At 65.6% G+C, this 16,758-nt stretch carries 11 protein-coding genes and 1 riboswitch; of the genes, 3 read left to right on the forward strand and 8 right to left on the reverse strand.

Translation table 11 applies throughout. The features are described from left to right. Positions 1 to 77: 77 nt before the first annotated feature. The 6 genes from ATI53_RS20950 to ATI53_RS20975 form a co-directional block, all read right to left on the reverse strand. Positions 78 to 842, reverse strand: coding sequence for an ABC transporter ATP-binding protein (locus tag ATI53_RS20950; RefSeq protein ID WP_111551289.1), 765 nt, complete (start codon positions 840 to 842; stop codon positions 78 to 80). Continuing rightward, the gene (locus ATI53_RS20955; protein WP_009505803.1) at positions 839 to 1,813 is read right to left on the reverse strand and encodes a FecCD family ABC transporter permease; all 975 of its coding nucleotides are present in this window, start codon (positions 1,811 to 1,813) and stop codon (positions 839 to 841) included. The genes ATI53_RS20950 and ATI53_RS20955 overlap by 4 nt, the downstream gene beginning before the upstream one ends. Further along, positions 1,810 to 2,643, reverse strand: a complete 834-nt coding sequence (locus ATI53_RS20960) for an ABC transporter substrate-binding protein (RefSeq protein ID WP_240778647.1) — start codon at positions 2,641 to 2,643, stop codon at positions 1,810 to 1,812. Before ATI53_RS20960 ends, ATI53_RS20955 begins: the two co-directional genes overlap by 4 nt. After that, positions 2,630 to 4,573 carry a TonB-dependent receptor plug domain-containing protein gene (locus tag ATI53_RS20965; RefSeq protein ID WP_009505801.1) on the reverse strand — a complete coding sequence of 648 codons (1,944 nt, stop codon included), beginning with the start codon at positions 4,571 to 4,573 and terminating at the stop codon, positions 2,630 to 2,632. The genes ATI53_RS20960 and ATI53_RS20965 overlap by 14 nt, the downstream gene beginning before the upstream one ends. 139 nt (positions 4,574 to 4,712) lie before the next feature. Further along, positions 4,713 to 4,904, reverse strand: a riboswitch (cobalamin riboswitch). Positions 4,905 to 5,200: 296 nt separating this feature from the next. After that, a complete protein-coding gene (locus ATI53_RS20970) occupies positions 5,201 to 5,602 on the reverse strand; it encodes a response regulator (protein WP_009505800.1) in 402 nt (133 codons plus the stop codon). Between the two features lie 77 nt (positions 5,603 to 5,679). Beyond that, positions 5,680 to 8,280 carry a CheR family methyltransferase gene (locus tag ATI53_RS20975; protein ID WP_240778648.1) on the reverse strand — a complete coding sequence of 867 codons (2,601 nt, stop codon included), beginning with the start codon at positions 8,278 to 8,280 and terminating at the stop codon, positions 5,680 to 5,682. A 101-nt stretch (positions 8,281 to 8,381) separates the two neighbouring features. On the opposite strand from ATI53_RS20975, the gene ATI53_RS20980 reads away from it, so the two are divergent. Then, entirely contained in the window at positions 8,382 to 8,753 is a 372-nt protein-coding gene (locus tag ATI53_RS20980; protein ID WP_111551292.1) for a response regulator, read from the forward strand. Between the two features lie 2 nt (positions 8,754 to 8,755). After that, positions 8,756 to 11,116 (forward strand): ATP-binding protein, encoded by a 2,361-nt coding sequence (locus ATI53_RS20985; RefSeq protein WP_111551293.1) that lies wholly within the window; start codon positions 8,756 to 8,758, stop codon positions 11,114 to 11,116. Here the strand turns inward: ATI53_RS20985 and ATI53_RS20990 are convergent. Both ATI53_RS20990 and ATI53_RS20995 read right to left on the reverse strand, forming a co-directional pair. After that, positions 11,004 to 12,875, reverse strand: coding sequence for a putative bifunctional diguanylate cyclase/phosphodiesterase (locus tag ATI53_RS20990; RefSeq protein WP_111551294.1), 1,872 nt, complete (start codon positions 12,873 to 12,875; stop codon positions 11,004 to 11,006). The two genes, ATI53_RS20985 and ATI53_RS20990, sit on opposite strands and share 113 nt — an antisense overlap. A 320-nt stretch (positions 12,876 to 13,195) precedes the next feature. Continuing rightward, on the reverse strand, positions 13,196 to 14,086 hold the full coding sequence (locus ATI53_RS20995) for a LysR substrate-binding domain-containing protein (RefSeq protein WP_009505795.1): 891 nt from the start codon (positions 14,084 to 14,086) through the stop codon (positions 13,196 to 13,198). A 117-nt stretch (positions 14,087 to 14,203) separates the two neighbouring features. Here ATI53_RS20995 and ATI53_RS21000 point away from each other — a divergent pair, with 117 nt between their 5' ends. Next, positions 14,204 to 15,424 carry an acyl-CoA dehydrogenase gene (locus ATI53_RS21000; RefSeq protein WP_009505794.1) on the forward strand — a complete coding sequence of 407 codons (1,221 nt, stop codon included), beginning with the start codon at positions 14,204 to 14,206 and terminating at the stop codon, positions 15,422 to 15,424. Positions 15,425 to 16,758: the final 1,334 nt, after the last annotated feature.

Consider the following 16,758-nt stretch of genomic DNA (forward strand, 5'->3'; position numbering starts at 1 on the left):
GTTCATAACGACGTTGGGCCATGCTGCTCTCCTTTTGGAGGGCAGTGAATCAAACAGAGTCCAAACGCGCTAGGGATTTATGAGTGCGTGACCTGGGGCAGCACGTCCAGAGGTTGCAGCAGCGGTCCGTGTTCGGTGTGCAGCATCTCGGCGTGCAGGTGAAAGGTGCGGGCAAGGTTGCCGGCATTCAGCACCTGCGCGGGCGGGCCATCGGCCACAAGGCGGCCCCGGTCCAGCATCACCAGCCGCGTACAGTGGCGCGCCGCCAGCGTCAGATCGTGCAGCGACACCAGAACGGCGCGACCCTCGCTTGCAAGCTGTTCGAACACCCGCAGGGTGCCAAGCTGCGCCGCCGGATCCAGGCCCGCGATGGGTTCATCCGCGATCAGAAGCGGGGCGTCCTGCGCCAGCGCCCGCGCGATCAGCACACGGGCCTGTTCGCCGCCCGACAGCGCGGTGGCGCGGCGGTGGCGGAACCCCTCCAGTCCCATGCGGGCAAGGGCGGCGGCCACCGCATCGTCCTGCGCAGTGCCCGCGCGGCTGTCATGGGGCAGGCGGCCAAGGGCCACGAGGGTTTCCACGTCAACCCCCCAGGCGATTTCGCGCGCCTGAGGCAGCCAGGAGGCGGCGCGGGCGCGCTGGCGGGCGGGCAGGCGTGCCAGCGACGACTGCCCGCCATGCGCCAGCAGCCCGAGGGCCGCGCGCATCAGCGTGGTCTTGCCCGATCCGTTCGGCCCGATCAGGCCCACGCATTCGCCCGGCGCGATGGTCAGCGACACGCCGTCGACCACCGGGCACCGACCGCGCCTGACCGTCAGTTTGTCCAGCGTCAGCAGGTTCATGCGGCTCTCCGGGTGCGATAGATCAGGTGCAGGAACAGCGGCGCGCCGAGGATCGCCATCACCACCCCCAGCTTGAGATCGCGGTCCGGCAGGATCAACCGCACCGCGATGTCGGCGGACAGCACCATCGCGGCGCCTCCCAGCGCCGACGCCCACAACAGGCGCGACGGGCGCGCGCCGCAGACCGGGCGCAACAGGTGCGGCACCACCAGCCCGACAAAGCCCACGGCCCCGGCAACCGCCGTCGCCGCGCCCACCGCCGCCGCCGTTCCCAGCAACAGCGACAGGCGAAGACGGATAAGCGAAATGCCCAGCGCCTCGGCCGCGTCCTCGCCCAGCGTCAGCGCATCGAGGCCGCGCCCGGTGGTCAGTAGCGCCGCCGAACCGACCGCCACCAGCGGGGCCGCGAGGGCAAGGTGATCCAGCGACCGGTCGGCCACCGATCCCATCATCCAGAACACGATTTCAAACGTGGCATAGGGGTTGGAGGACAGGTTCAGCGTCAGCGAGGTCAGCGCGCCCGCCAGCGCCGACACCGCGATTCCGGCCAGGATCAGTGTCAACGAACCTCCGCGCGGGCCCGCCAGCAACAGGATCAGCCCGACCGCGCCGGCGGCGAACAGCAGCGCCATCAGCGGCAGCGCCATCCCATAGACCCCCGCAAGGCCTGTTTGCAGCGCGATCACTGCCCCAAGCGCCGCCGACCCGGACACGCCGATCAGCCCCGGTTCGGCCAGTGGGTTGCGCAGGTAGCCCTGCATCGCCGCGCCCGACAGGCCCAGCGCGGCACCCACCAGCGCGGCCAGCGCGCTGCGCGGCAGGCGGATCTGTTGCATGACCATGACGTGCAGCGCATCCCCCGCGCCAAACAGTGCGCCCAGCGGAATAGGCGCGTATCCGATCGACAGCGAGGCGGCCAGCAGCGCGATCACCAGCGCGCCAAGGGCTGTGGCAAGCGGCAGGGGCCTCACTGGTGGGCCTCCCAGTCGCGGCGCAGATCGCGCATCGCGGCGATGGCATCCAGCGTCGCGGGGGTGCCGCAAATCCACGCCGCGCTGCTGGCGATCCGGTGCAGGGGGCCGGTCGCGGCCAGCACCGGATGGGCCAGCAGATCGGTCGCCTGCGCCGGGCTGTCATAGGCCGGGCCCACCAGAATAAGATCGGGCTGCGCCAGCACCAGCCGTTCCAGCGGCAGGCGGTCCCCGCCCGCAAGGCCAAGCGCCTCGGAGATGGGGGTCATGCCCGCCGCGTGCAGGATCCCGCCGGCCAGTCCTTCGCCCGACGCGGTTTCGTTGAACGGCAGGTAATAGGCGACGACGGGGCGCGTTTCGGGCGCGTCGGTCAGCTCGGCCAGCCGCGCATCGAAGGCGTTCGCCAGTGCGGCCGCGCGGTCCGCGTGACCAAGCAGATCGCCCATGCGGATCAGGTTGGCGCGCGCATCGTCAAGCGAGCGCGCCGGGGCAAAGCGTTCGACGCGGATGCCGATGCGTTCCAGCATCTGCACCGTGGCGCGGGCGGTGTAGCTGCCAGCCACCACCAGGTCGGGTTGCATCAGCGCCACGGTTTCGGCGCTGCCGTCGCTGGCGGGGATCGCGCGCAACGCGTCTGCCAGCGCGGCGCTGCGCGGATCGTGCCCAAGGGGCGAGACCGACAGGATCTGGCCGGGGTCTGCGACCAGCCAGGCAAGCTGATCGGTACACACGTTCAACGACACGACGCGCGACGGACCCGCCTGGGCAAGGGCCGCCGCGCCCCAGATCAGGCCCGCGGCGGCCAGCTTTATTGGATCAGAACGTCGCACGGACGCCAAAGGTCCAGGCGCGGCCGGGTTGCTCATAGCCCGGCACGGTCTCGTAATCCTCGTCAGCCAGGTTGCTGACCTTGAGGTAGGCCGTCGCGGCGCTGGTGATGTCATAGCTGACACCGGCGTTCAGCAGGCCGTAATCGTCGATGCCGCTGCGGTCGGCCTCGTACAATCCGCTGAGCGAAACGGCGACCGTATCGGTAACGGCGGCCGTCAGCCCCAGCGCATAGCTGTGTTCGGGGATTTCCAGCCGCCAGCCCGAGCTGTCGAGATCGGCGTCCGAAAAGCTGTCGGTCCAGGTATAGCTGCCATCGAGCGTGACGCGATCGCCCAGCGCGTAGGCCCCCGCCAGTTCGAGGCCTCGTCGCGTGCTGGTGTCGTCGACCTGCACATAGGTGTAGCTGGTGTAGCTGTAGTCGATGATATCCCTGGCTTCGATCCAGAAGGCGGTGGCGCGCACAAAGCCGGTGTCGCCAAAGCGTTTTTCGACCCCCAGATCGACGCTGACCGAGGTTTCGGGATCCAGCGTGTCGTTACCGGAATACGCATCGTAGAGTTCGTAATTCGACGGCGCGCGAAAGCCGTTGGCAAGGTTGCCGCGAAAGATCAGGTCGGGCCGGGCGCGCCAGACGGCGGACAGGCGGCCCGTTGTGTAGCCGCCGAATTCGGAATGCTCGTCATGGCGCAACGCCAGGCCGAGATCCAGATCGCCGCGCGGGGCGAGGCTGATTTCGGCAAACAGCGAATCGACGTCTGTGTCCTGATCCTGGCTGCTGCCATAGGCGCCAAAGCTTGTGACCCCCGAAATATCGTCGGTGTAGGATTCATTGGTATGCTCGGCTCCAAGCACCGCGCGGGTATGGTTGCCGATATCGAACGCGCTCTGGTAGCGCATGGTCAGACGCGTGCCCTTGTAGTCAAATTCGAACGGATAGGGCGTGCCATTGTAGGGCGCGGTGTCTGCGGCCGATGAATCCAGCGTGGTCCCCGACAGCGTACGCTCGATCTCATAGTAGCCAAGCGACAGTTCGTGATCCACGCGCCCGGTGGCAAACGACAGCGCCGCGCGCGCGCCGGTCTGGTTGCGATCGACGTGGTCGTCCGGGCTGCCGTCGAAAACGTTGCCACTGGCTCTTTCATCATATTCATAGCGCGCCTCTTCGGTAAAGGCGGACAGATCGAGCGTGGCGGCGCCCTGGGCGATGTCATAGGTGCCCGAGTAGCTCAGGCGACGGGCCTCGTACCCATCGTCTTCGTCGTTATGATCGGTCGGGTCCGATGTGCCGAGGTCCAACCCGCCTTCATCCGCCGCCGAAAACCCTTCGGATGTGATCCAGGACAGCGTGACAGCGCTGTCATAGCCTTCGCCACGGTTGAACAGCGACACGCCCGCGCGCCAGGTGTCATAGGTGCCGAATTCGGCAAAGGCTTCGGCCGAAATGCCGTCGCGGGACGCCTTTTTGGTGGTGATGTTGATCGCCCCACCGATGGATTCCGATCCGTAAAGCGCGGATTGCGAGCCGCGCAGGATTTCGATCTGCCCGATGTCGCCGGCGGTCAATCCGCCGAAATCATACGCAACCTGTGTGCCGGACGGGTCCGACACGTCGATGCCGTCGATGCGCACCGCGATGTTTTGCTGCGACACCCCGCGAATGGCGATCCCCGCCGCCGTGCCCAACGGGCCGTTGGACCGGACACTGACCCCAGGCTGGCGCGCGAGAATGTCGATCACGCGGGTGTCGGCCCGGCCTTGAAGGTCGCTTTGGGTGATGACGTCGACGGTGACGCCGGTGCGCAGGGCGGTGGTGGATTCATAGCCTACCTGCAGGACAAGCGGGTCCAGTACATAGGGCGTGTCATCCTGGGCGAGTGCGGGCAGGGATCCGAGCGCCAGCGCGGATACGGAGCAAAGCGTTTGCTTCACGGCATATTTCCTTTTCGGGACCGCGATCCATGCGCGGCCATCGTGATGTGTGTGTCCGGCGGCGGGTGTGCTGTGCCCCGGCAGGTGAACGTCACCACGAACGGAAAAGAACCGTTCCCTCAGGCGCGCCCCGCGCATGGGGAGGGTGAACACCCTGGCAGGTCTCCTGACTTGCGGGTCACCGCGCCTTCCGGGCCTTCCCGGACCCTATGCGGCCCAGTGGCATCTTCCGGTGGCGCTCGCCGCTCACAGTTGCGGGGGCAGTCGCGGAATGGCACCGCGTTCCCTTTTCACCGGGCATGAACCCGGAACCGAGGCAAGAAGGCGCATACCGCCTGCACCTCTGTCACGCAAGGTGTTTGCCGCGCGGAGAGGCCTGGGGTGTGGCGGCCTTGCGCGGGGGCCATTCGGCATCGGAGCAAATGGTGCCGTTTGCGCCGTTGGCGCAGCGGACGTCTGAGCGCGGCGGATTTCAGGCGTGGCGGATTTCAGGCGCGGCTCGCCAGGGACGCGCTACACAGGGACGCGCGCAAGGTCTAGCTGCCGGACGCGGACGGCAGGCCATTCAGCATGCAAAGGCCATTCGGCTTGCACATGCAGGCCGGGCCGTGTCTGCAAAAGGTCGCGTCACGCGCGCTTGGCGGCGTGCGGAATGTTTTCGATGTAGGGACGAATGACCGGCGCGCGAAAATCGTCCTTGCTCAAAATCGCCTTGGCGCGGGCATTGCGGACCTTGTCGAACATGAACGGGGTTGGCCAGTCGCTGACCACAAGCACCGGAATTTTCTGCCAGTCCCTGTGCTGCGCAAGTTCGGATATGAAATCCGCGCCGCGCCCGTCGGGCAGGACGTTGTCAAGGATAATAAAGGCCACGAGATGTTCATCGAGCCGTTGCCGGGCGGTCGCGAGGTCGGCCGCAAAGCAGACCTGAACATCGGCCGCGCAGATTTGCCCCAGCACCCGCCGGAACATTTCGCGGTCTGCTGCCGAATCCTCGATGACGAGGATGCTCGTGATCTTGTCTGACATCGCACTACCCGCCAAATTGTCATGCCCCGCCCGAGAGCTATCCCCGAAGTGTTAGGAAATCGTCACCGCGTGCCCGGTCAGTCTTCGGGGCGAAAGATCACGAAGGCCCCGGTACCGTTACCATGGTCGTCCAGCGCAGGCCGCACCTCGATGGTGATGCCGCGCCCTTCGCAAAGCCCGCGCGCGATTATCGTTTCATTGGTTTCGAGCACCCTGCGGGTGGCCTCGGTCAGGTCGATGAAACTGAATCTGGGACCGATGACGCTGAGTTTGCGGTTCACGTCATGCGGTTCAAGCGAAAACAGGCGGCCGACAAGGCCGCTGAAGCGTTTGACCAGCAGCGCCTCGTCCACGACGATCACCCCGGTGTTGAGCCGGTCAAGCAACTGTTCCGTCTCGGCATTCAGCGATGACAGCTCGACGATCTTGTGCTCGTGCTCGGCGCTGACCGCCACAAGCGCCTCATTCACCGCGTGCAGTTCTTCGTTGGCGCTTTGCAGCTCTTCGTTCGAGGCCTGCAGCTCTTCATTCGAGGCCTGAAGCTCTTCATTCGAGGCCTGCAATTCCTCGCCGCTGGCTTCGAGGCGCTCGGTGACGTGCTGAAGGGTTTCCTCGGTCAGCCGCAGATCGCGTTCCAGCTCGTGGACGCGCCGGGCCAGAAGCATCGCATCCTGCGAACTGATTTCCTCTCCGGCCTGATCGGCAGGGGCGGCGGGCAGTTGTTCCGCGCCGTCCTCCAGCCGGATGCGAATCAACATCAGGCCCGGTTTCGACGTCCGGTCCAAAGGTTCGAAGGTCAGCGTCACCGCCTGCGGATGCATTTCGCCCAGCTCGATCTCGACACGGCGCGAAAACGTCTCGAAGTCACCCGACCGCAGCTTTTCCAGCGCCACGTTGATCACGAAATGCAGATCGCGGTGCAGGATATGTTCAACCGACCAGTCGGTCAGATTGCTGCGTGTGTCGACAAAGACGCTCGCCGCGCCGAACCAGCTGAGCACTTCGGAATCCGATGTCACAAGCAAGGAGGCCGGCGTGTAGCGTTTGAGCAGCACGTCGTAGGCGCGCAACATCGCCTCGCGTCCGCGCATGTCGGCAAATTCGCGCAGCATCGGCGACAGGCGCGGCTGGGGCTTGGGCGTGGGGATGCTGTCGTCGTTGTGCGCGTGCGGCGCGTGGCTGCGCGGTGCGATGTGGGTGTTGCGCGACACGACCGCGCTGTCGAAAAGGCGCCGGTCGGTGGCTTTGCGGAACAGCCGCCAACGCGCGTTGACCACCTGGAATTGCTCGTGAAAGCGGCCCAGCGTCTCGGACGGGCCAAGCAGCAGCGCGCCATGCCTGCGAAGCCCGAACGAGAACATCGAGATGACCCGCGCCTGCGATTTGTCACGCAGATAGATCAGAAGGTTGCGGCACGACACCAGATCCAGATCCAGAAAGGGCGGGTCGCTCAGCGCGTCATGGACCGAAAAGATGATCCGCTGGCGCAACACGGGCGCGACGGCGTAAAGATTGCCCTTGCGGGTGAAATACTTGTCGCGCAGATGTTGCGGAACCCTGCGGACCGCCTGCTCCGAATAGGTGCCCGTCGATGCCTGGTCGATGGACTGGCGGTGCACATCGGTCGCGATGATGCGAAAGCTGCGGTGATTGCCGGATTTCTCCATCGCTTCGTTCAGTTCGATGGCGATGGTATAGGCCTCTTCGCCGCTGGCGCATCCCGCGACCCAGACGCGGATGATCTCGTGGTCGGATTTCCTGTCAACCAGCGGTTCGATGACGGATGTGCGCAGCAGCGCGATGGCTTCGGGATCGCGATAGAAATGCGTGACCCCGATCAACAGGTCCTGATACAGCTCGTTGACCGCGTCGGGATCGGCCATCAGCAGGTCCAGATACTGGCGCGGATCGTCGATGCCCCGCAGGGCCCTGCGTCGCAGGATGCGACGCTGCACGTTGATTTCCTTGTAGGATCCGAAATCCAGGTGATGCTGCTTTTCAAGCAGTTCCAGGATGGCGGCGGTGATGTCCGGCTCTGATCCGGCATCGGGGGGCGGCGATGCGCGCTGGCCGGTATCAAAGATCTCGCGGATGTCGTCGGCCAGGCGCGCAGCGGAAGCGATACGGTCGTGGATGCCCAGCGCCAGCGCCGCGCGGGGCATCGACGGGAAATCCGCGTCCTGCGGCGCCTGCACAAGCAAGGCCCCGCCCGCCGCGTGCAGGATCTGCGCCCCGTTTGCGCCGTCGCGCCCGGCGCCGGACAGGATCACCGCGGCGGTGCGGTCGCCACCCCGGCTGGCAAGCGAGGCGAACATGCTGTCGATCGGCAGATGCGGCACATGATCCTCGGGCGTGTAGGTCGAGGTGCGGAAGGTGTTGTAATCCAGCGTCGACCGGGTGTTGGGGCGGTTCAGATAGATGGTGTTCGGGGCGATTTCGAGCCCGTCTTGGATGTGCATGATGCGCATCCGGGTCTTGCGGCCCAGCACTTCGTCCATGACCGACCGGTAATCGGGCGACAGGTGCTGAATGACGATGTAGCACCAGCCCGCGTCGGCGGGCGCGGTTCGGAAAAAGTCTTCGAGCGGGACAAGACCGCCCGCAGAGGCCCCGATGGCGACCACCGGGATGGTCCCGCAGGATGCAGGTCCGGTGTTGGGTGCCGCGTCCTCGGACAAAATAATCCCCTCAACCGCTTGTTGTACAACCCAGCGTAGCACATAGTACCTTCTGGACAAGCGTTGCCGGACGCATGCCGGGCAGAAGGAAACCCCGACCTATGGCGCGTCTATTGCTCGCGGATGATGACAGGTTGTTTTGCAACGCGTTTCGCAGTGGGATGATCGCGCTCGGCCATCAGGTCGAAACCACTTCAACCGGCGATATGGCGCTGAAAAGGCTACAAGAAATTGGCGGGGCCATCGACCTTGTCTTTCTGGACATGCTGATGGGGGGCGGTGGCGGTGCCATCACGCTGCACCGCATTCGCCAGATCTGGCCCGACCTTCCGGTGGTGGTGATCACCGGGCAGCTCGAACTGGCCGATTCACCTCTGTTCACCGAGGGATTGCAACTTGCGAGCGAGCGTCTTGCGAAACCGGCCCGGCTTCGGGAGCTTGACGAGGTGATCCACCGTTTGCTGTGCGGCTGAGCATGCGCGCGCAGTGGGCCCCCGCCGAAAAGCGCGCGGGCGGGGCCGTCCGGCTTGAAACGCTGCTGACGGGATTTGCCGCGCTTTCGGCGATGATGGCGTTGATCGGGTGGCTCTGGCCGCTGGCCGCGCTCCTGCCGCGCTGGGCCGTCGGCTTTCCGGCGATGGTGCCGGTGACCTCTGCGCTGGTGCTTGGGCTGTGCGTGGCGCTTTGGGCGAACGGGACGAAACTGGCGCAAGCCAGCGCGGCGGCGGTCGTGGTATGCGCCATCGGAGTCGTGGCGTGCCGTATCATGGGGCCGTTCGCCCCCGTCCCAACGCTGGCCCCCGGCATCGACGCGACGGCGGATCGCGCTTCGATCGGGACCATGATCGGCCTGGGCCTGATCGCGGTGCCGATCCTTGTGCGCGCCCCGCCGCGGCTGGTGTCGTTGATGGGCAGCGCGGCGATGCTCTGGTCGCTGTTCTGCCTGCTTGGTCTTCTGTTCGACGCACGGGCGTTGTTCGATGTCCCGTTGCTGTCGGGAATGTCGCTGCCGACGGCGCTGTCTATCCTTGCGCTGGCGCTGGCGTTGCTGTTGCAGCACCGCGCGCAGTGCTGGATGGGCATTCTGGCTGCGCCGGGGGCATCGGGACGGGCCGCGCGGCAGGGCGTTCTGGTCGCGCTGACCCTGCCGGTGGCGCTTGGTCTCGGGTTGAAGGCGCTGGTTCTGTCGGATCGCCTGTCCGTGGCGCTTGGGGTGGCGCTGATGGCGGGCATCATCATGGCAGCGTCGGTCGCCACGGTGCTGGCGATCAGCCATGCGCGCCTGCTGGCGGACACCACGCAACGGTCTGAAATCGCGTGGTTGCGCACCGTCTTCGACACCACCGGCGTTGCCGCCATGGTCTTTGACGCGGCCGGGCACGCGGTGCTGGCCAATCGTCTGGCCGAAGATCTGACCGCGCGGTCCGGCGGCCCTGTGCGCTGGCTGCGCGAAACGCGGTTTTTCGTGCCCGGTACGCTGGAGCCGCTGACCGGGGCGCGGCATCCGCGGGCGTTGCTTGGCGTGCATGACACCAGGGGGCGTCACTATGTGGGCTGGATCGACCCCGACCGCGGCGAGCGCGATCTGGGGCTGTACGTTCACCAGGTCGACGACGTTCCCGGTCGGGGCCGCATCACCATCCTGACCGTCACCGATGAAACCGAAAGCTGGTCGGCGCGCGACCATATCACCCGGCTTGAGCGGCTCGACGCGGCGGGGCTGATGGCGGCCAGCGCATCGCATGAATTCGGCAATATCTTCGGAGCGTTGCAACTGTCGGCGGATGTGGGGGTGCTGCAAACCGAAGGCGCCGTGCGGGCGCAGTTCCAGGCGGTGTCCGAAGCGTGCCTGCGCGGAACCCGAATGACGCAGCGCCTGCTCGACCTGTCGCGCGACGGCTCCGATACGTCCGAGCCGCTGGACCTGGCATCGGTGATCCGCGAGGTCGAGGGGATGCTGAACGCGGCGCTTGCGGGCGAGGCGGGGCTCATGCTGGATCTGCCTGATCAGCCGGTGACGGTGATTGCCAACCGCGCGGATCTTGTCGCGGTGTTGATGAACCTCGTGATGAACGGGCGCGACGCGATCCGTGACCGTCCGGGGGCAGAGCGACTGCTTTGGCTGCGGCTTGGGGTTCGCGATGGCGCAGCCCTGATCAGGGTCATCGACGCGGGCGCGGGCATGTCCGCCGATACGCTGGCCCGCGCGACGACGCCGTTTTACACATCTCGCGAAACCGGGACAGGGCTGGGCCTGTCGATGGCCGAAAGCTTCGCCCGGCGCGGCAACGGTTCGCTGTCCCTGGATTCGGCGCCCGGCACAGGCACCCGCGTCACGGTTCGCCTCCCGCTGGCGGGAACGGCGGTACAGGGGCTGTCCGGCGACGCGCGCGGCGATTCGCCTGATCTGGCCGGACTGACCCTGCTGGTCGTCGAGGACGATCCGCAGTTTCACGACGCGCTGTCCGCCGCGCTGCTGTCGCTCGGCGTGCGTGCGGTGCATGAAACCCGCGCCGAGGCGGCGCTCGCGCGGCTTGAGGCGGGGGAATTCTGCGATGTCCTGTTATCCGATATTCGGCTGCCGGGGGCGATGACGGGGATCGACCTTGCGCGCCGGGCCGCCCGGCAGATGCCGGACCTGCCGGTCCTTCTGATGGCCGGGTATCACGATCGGGTGTCGCGCGGCGGCGATGCAATCGGCGCGATGGTCCTGCGCAAACCGATCAGTCTTCGGCTTCTGGCCAACGCCATTCGCATCCTTCGCCCAGGGGTCGACGCGCCTGGCCCGGCGCGGCCCGGCCCGGCAGGCCCGATACCTCCTCAAAGGTCTCGATAGGGCCGGGGGCCGCGAACAGGTAGCCTTGGGCCATCCGGCAGCCAAGCGCGCAAAGAAGCGCGGCGGTCTCGGGGGTTTCGACCCCCTCGGCGATCACCTCCAGCCCAAGCGTGCGCGCGATGTCGATCAGCGCCCGCGCAAAGATTGCGTCCTCGTCGCTGCGCGAGGCATGATGGACGTAGCTTCGGTCAAGCTTGATGATGTCGACGGGCCAGTCGCGCAGATGGGCCAGCCCGCCATAACCGGTGCCGAAATCGTCCAGCGCAACCTTGGCGCCCCGGCTGCGCATCTCTTTGAGGTTCTGGAACACCGGGCCGTTGATCGCGCCTAGCATGGTGTTTTCCGTCACCTCGATAACGATCTGGTGCCAGCCGATGTCGAACGCGGCAAGCTGCGCCTGCAGGTCGAACACGAATTCAGCCTTGATAAGATCGACCGTCCCGAGATTCAGCGCAAGCGTTTCATGCCGGTAGCTCGACCGCCGGGAAAACTGCGTCAGCGCGCCGTCGACAACGTGGCGGGTCAGGGTTTCGGCCATCTCGGGGTCCGAGACAATGCTGGCGAATTCCGACGGTCCCAGCACGCCTTTTTGCGGGTGAATCCAGCGTAGCAGCACCTCGAATCCGCGGATACCGCCACTGGCAAGATCGACGACCGGCTGGAAATACGGCTTGATCTCGTTGTTGTGCAACGCCGCCAGGAACCGCGGCTTTATCAGCAGCGCGCTCAGGCTTTCGTGTCGCAGCGGATCGAAAATCACGGCCGAGCCGTGCCCGGCGTTCTTGCACGCATAAAGCGCGGCATCGGCGCATTGCATCATGGTATCGACATCGCGCCCGCATTCCGAACAGGTGGCGCAGCCGATGCTGATCCGGCCAAGGTTGGGTTTCCCGATCCGGGCCGCGGCGCGCTGCACATCGCTGACGCAGCTTGTCATCAGCCGGTCGACATAGGGGCGCCCGTCGGGGGGCAGCGGAATCATCGCCGAAAACTCATCGCCGCCGATCCGACCGATCAGCGCATCGCGCGGCAGCGCCCGCGATATGGCCCGCGCGACCTCGCGAAGGTACACGTCGCCGAAATGATGCCCGTATATGTCGTTGACCGCCTTGAAATTATCCACGTCGATCATGATGACGGCATGGTTGGCGGCATCGCCCGCAAGCAGATCGGCGCAGTGCATCCGGTAGGCATTCTGGTTCAGCAGAAGCGTCAGGCCATCAAGCTGGGCCTGCCTTGCGAGCCGCTCGCTGCGCTGCATCTCATCGGCGCAATCGAGTTCCAGCAACTTCAGGTCGCGCCAGCGCGAGATGGAATGGGCAAGCAGGCCGCGGGCGCCGGTCAGGTCGGACGCATCGGCAGGGTCGGCCAGCTGCGCCAGTTTCTGACGCGACGCCAGCATCCCGTACAGTTCGCCGGTGTCGGATGTTACACAGCCAAGGGTCAGCCGCTGCCCGTTCTGAAGATCCGCGGCGAGCGGATCATCGCTTTGTCGCGCGTGGGCGTGGATGTTATCCCAACTTTTGCCGGCGACGCAACGCTCGACCCAGGCAAGAAGCGCGGGCGACATGCCGGCGTCACGGGCGCGGGAAACCGGCGCTATTTCGGGCAGGCGGTATGATGGCGCGGCAAAGAAATACAGGGCTTCGGTGCCGGGGGACAGCAGGAAGCCAAGGATCTGGTCGACTTCATCGGTAAAGGCCAATGCGGCGGGGCGCGGAGCGCGGGGGCTTGGGGTCACGTTCAATGCAAGCTTCACGAACCGCCGAGTCCTATAAAAATGTAACGAGATATCGCCGTTCAATAGCTTAACTTACATCGGAAATTCCGCCGATCATCCAAAAAACTATGGGTGATGTGTTAAGGAATGATGAATGCATGCGATTTGTGCAACGCCCGTCAGCCGGGGGCCAGAGGTCGCGTTCCGGCCAGGATCGCCCTCGAACCGTGTATCGCCGCCTTGACCGACGCGGCCGCCCTTGGCATCTGATGCCGCGCGCCCGGGTCGCCGGCGGGGCTTTCTCGGTGCCGCGCTCGGAGGCGGAACGCCGGCCCGGTCAGGGCCAGGGTCGCAACGGGTCAAACAGCGATTTCCGCCAGAAGCCAGTCGCGGAAGCGACAGACATGCGGGCTGGCGCGGACCCGGTCCGGCAGAATCAGCGCATAGGTTTCGCCGGTGTCGAACCGCCGCGGGCTGGCCAGCGCCAGCGCGCCGCGATCCAGCGCGGGGCGCGCAACGATGTCGGGCACGATGCCAATGCCAAGCCCGGCGATGGCCGCATCCACGATCATGTCGAAATGATCCATACGGGCGCCGCGCAGAATGCGCCTGGGGTCGGTATCGGTCCCGCGAAACCAGTCCAGCCACAGGGTCGGGCGGGTGGATTGCTGCAACAGGGGGCGGTCCAGCAGCGCGGCATCGCTGAGCGCCGCGCGCCCGTCCAGCAGGTGCGGGGCGGCCACGGTCACCAGAGTCTCGGGGATAATGGGTTCGGTCACGGTGCCGGGCATGTCATGCCCCGCGCGCATAATCGCCAGATCGAACGGTTCGCGCCCGAAATTCACCGGCAACAACCGCGCCGACAGGTCCAGGCTGATCCCCGGCGCGGCCTTGGCAAAACGTCCCAGCCGTGGGATCAGCCAGATCCGCGCCAGGCTGGGCAGCACCGCCATACGCAACACCGCATCGCTGCCGCCAAAGGCCATGGCCCCCATCGCTGCTGCGTCGAGATCGCCCAGCAACCGCTCGGCACGGCCCAGAAACACATGTCCCGCAGGCGACAGTACCAGCCGTTGCCGCACGCGGTTGAACAGCGCCACGCCCAGCCGATCCTCCAGCGAGGCAAGCGAACGGGACACGGCGCTTTGGGTCAGCCCAAGGCTGTCCGCCGCCATCGTCGTGGTGCCGCGCCGGGCGCATGCGACAAAGGCGGTCAGCTCTGCGACAGAGGGCATGTAGGGCTTGCGCACGGGGGTATCCTTGGCCTGAATGTCATGAGTTTAACTCATGACCCGCGCAGATAAAATCGTTTCCATCCCGGAACGCTCAAGGCTAGTCTCGCGCGCAAAGACGAACAGGAGTCTCAGATGGCCGACGCCCCCGCATTGCGAAGCAAGGACAACCCCGCGCTGGCGCGCTTTTCGTGGGAGGATCCGTTCCTCTTCGACGCCCAGCTTGAAGAAGACGAACGCATGATCGCCGACAGCGCCCGCGCCTTTGCACAGGACAAGCTGATGGGGCGCGTCAACGATGCGTATATGGACGAAACCGCCGACCCCGGCATCTTTGCCGAAATGGGCGCGCAGGGGCTGCTGGGCGTTACCGTGCCCGAACAATACGGCGGAATCGGCGCGGGCTACGTCAGCTACGGGCTGGCGGCGCGCGAGATCGAGCGTGTGGACAGCGGCTATCGGTCGATGATGTCGGTACAATCCAGCCTGGTGATGTATCCGATCTATGCCTATGGGTCCGAAGAACAGCGGATGAAATACCTGCCCAAACTGTCCAGCGGCGAGTGGATCGGCTGTTTCGGTCTGACCGAACCGGATGCGGGCAGCGACCCCGGCGGCATGAAAACCCGCGCGATCAAGACCCAGGGCGGCTATGTGCTCAAGGGGTCCAAGATGTGGATATCGAATGCGCCGATCGCGGATGTGTTCGTGGTCTGGGCCAAATCCGAGGCTCACGGCGGCAAGATCCGCGGCTTTGTGCTGGAAAAGGGCATGAAAGGGCTGAGCGCGCCCAAGATCGGCGGCAAGCTGTCGCTGCGCGCGAGCATCACCGGCGAAATCGTCATGAACGATGTCGAGGTCGGCGAGGAGGCGCTGCTGCCCAATGTGGAAGGGCTCAAGGGACCGTTCGGTTGCCTTAATCGCGCGCGCTATGGCATCGCCTGGGGTGTGATGGGCGCGGCCGAATTCTGCTGGATGCAGGCGCGCCAATACGGTCTGGATCGCAAGCAGTTCGACAAACCGCTGGCCGGCACGCAGCTGTTCCAGAAAAAACTGGCCGACATGCAGACCGAGATCGCTCTTGGTCTTCAGGCCGCTCTGCGGGTCGGGCGCCTGATGGACAGCGCCCAGGCCGCGCCAGAGATGATCAGCCTGATCAAGCGCAACAACTGCGGCAAAGCGCTGGATATCGCGCGCATGGCCCGCGACATGCACGGCGGCAATGGCATCCAGATCGAATATGGCGTGATGCGTCATGCGGCGAACCTTGAAACGGTGAACACCTATGAGGGCACGCATGACGTGCATGCGCTGATCCTCGGGCGCGCGCAGACCGGGCTTCAGGCGTTTTTCTGACCGGCCCCCAAAAGCGGGGGCGCTGCCCCCGTCTCCTGCCGGAGACTCCTCCCGGAGTTTATCTGGCAAGATGAAGACCGGGCGCGGCGCCCAGCCGGTGATCTTACCTGCCGGTGACACCGAATACGGAAAAGGTTCCCTGGTTGGCCGCACCGCGGAAAACGGACTGTTCGGCACCATGGTTGACGGTCTTGCGAATGGTGAAAAGGTGTCGGTCGTCGCTGAGGCACGCATCCCCGTACCGGGAGGCGATCTTGCCTTCTGCCGTAATCCGCTATGCCCCGGCAGTGGTGCGTTGCCTGATCCGTTCAAGGGCCTCAAGGTGTCGTCTCCCGCGCGGGCCGACGCTGTCCGGGATGGCCTCATGCGGACCAGGTGCTTGATCCCACGGTTTGCTGGTGTGATCTTTTCGTTGGCACGGAGGGAAGCAAGGGGGCGGGCGAGTTCATCACGCGAGTGCCACGACCACGCACACCGTCGCAGCTGCAGTACAGCGATCGCAAGCGTCGCTCGCGCGGCAGAGCAAGGAGCTTGGCCTCAATCCCGAGACGATGGCGACGTGGCGCAAGCGCGCAACTGTAAAAGACTTGAAGACGGAGCCGAAGGTGCCCCGCTGTTGCGTCTGGCCACGCACCGCCGCGCGATAACGACTTCGGACGCGCGCGCCTTATTGTCCGCTTTGCGATTCGACCGCAGGCCACGACCGAGTCTGGACAGGAAGGCGCCCGCGATGCACATCGGGTGGGCGGAGGTCGTGCCTATATGGGGAATTTGCCGCAGCGCAGGGGCAAGCGTCGCTACCGAATTGATCGCTGGGACGGTGAGCCCGACGCGTGGGCATCACCACCGACTCCGTCATCTCCTACGGCGTTCATTCCGGCAACCAGGCACCCGGGCGCCGTCGGCTGCGGGAGAATCGCCGCTCACTCCAGCCACTCTTCGCTCTGGGAGGGGCCGGCGCCACTGCCATGCTCCTGACTCCGGCAGGCGCGGTTGTGGGGGACCGGTTCCTTGCGCTTCCGGTCAGCCAAGCGACGGCTTTCGGTGGGCTGGTGATACGCAGCTATGTGATCGGACAGATTTGCAATGGTCTGGCATAAAGCTCGCTCGCGGATCGGTGTCGCCTTTTCTTTGGACTGTCAGCAGCATGGCCAACCAAACTCTTGAACATCCGACGTCAGGGGCCGGGGGGCGGCGCATTCCTTCATCTTGCCTGTCAAACTCCCGCCGGAAGCAGGCGCGACCTTGTGGCCAGGTGCTGTGCAGGGACAGCGCGCAATGTATCCCTCCGGCGTGGGCCGTCTGACGGGGCGTTGGAGGCGATGATAAGTCCG

Source organism: Salipiger aestuarii (genome assembly GCF_003259905.1).
GTDB classification, from domain to species: Bacteria; Pseudomonadota; Alphaproteobacteria; order Rhodobacterales; family Rhodobacteraceae; genus Salipiger; species Salipiger aestuarii.

Excerpts from the sequence above, each read along its gene's own strand:
- ATI53_RS20950 (WP_111551289.1), bottom strand. The coding sequence starts at position 842 with ATGAACCTGCTGACGCTGGACAAACTGACGGTCAGGCGCGGTCGGTGC.
- ATI53_RS20970 (WP_009505800.1), bottom strand. The coding sequence starts at position 5,602 with ATGTCAGACAAGATCACGAGCATCCTCGTCATCGAGGATTCGGCAGCA.
- ATI53_RS20980 (WP_111551292.1), top strand. The coding sequence starts at position 8,382 with ATGGCGCGTCTATTGCTCGCGGATGATGACAGGTTGTTTTGCAACGCG.
- ATI53_RS20985 (WP_111551293.1), top strand. The coding sequence starts at position 8,756 with ATGCGCGCGCAGTGGGCCCCCGCCGAAAAGCGCGCGGGCGGGGCCGTC.
- ATI53_RS21000 (WP_009505794.1), top strand. The coding sequence starts at position 14,204 with ATGGCCGACGCCCCCGCATTGCGAAGCAAGGACAACCCCGCGCTGGCG.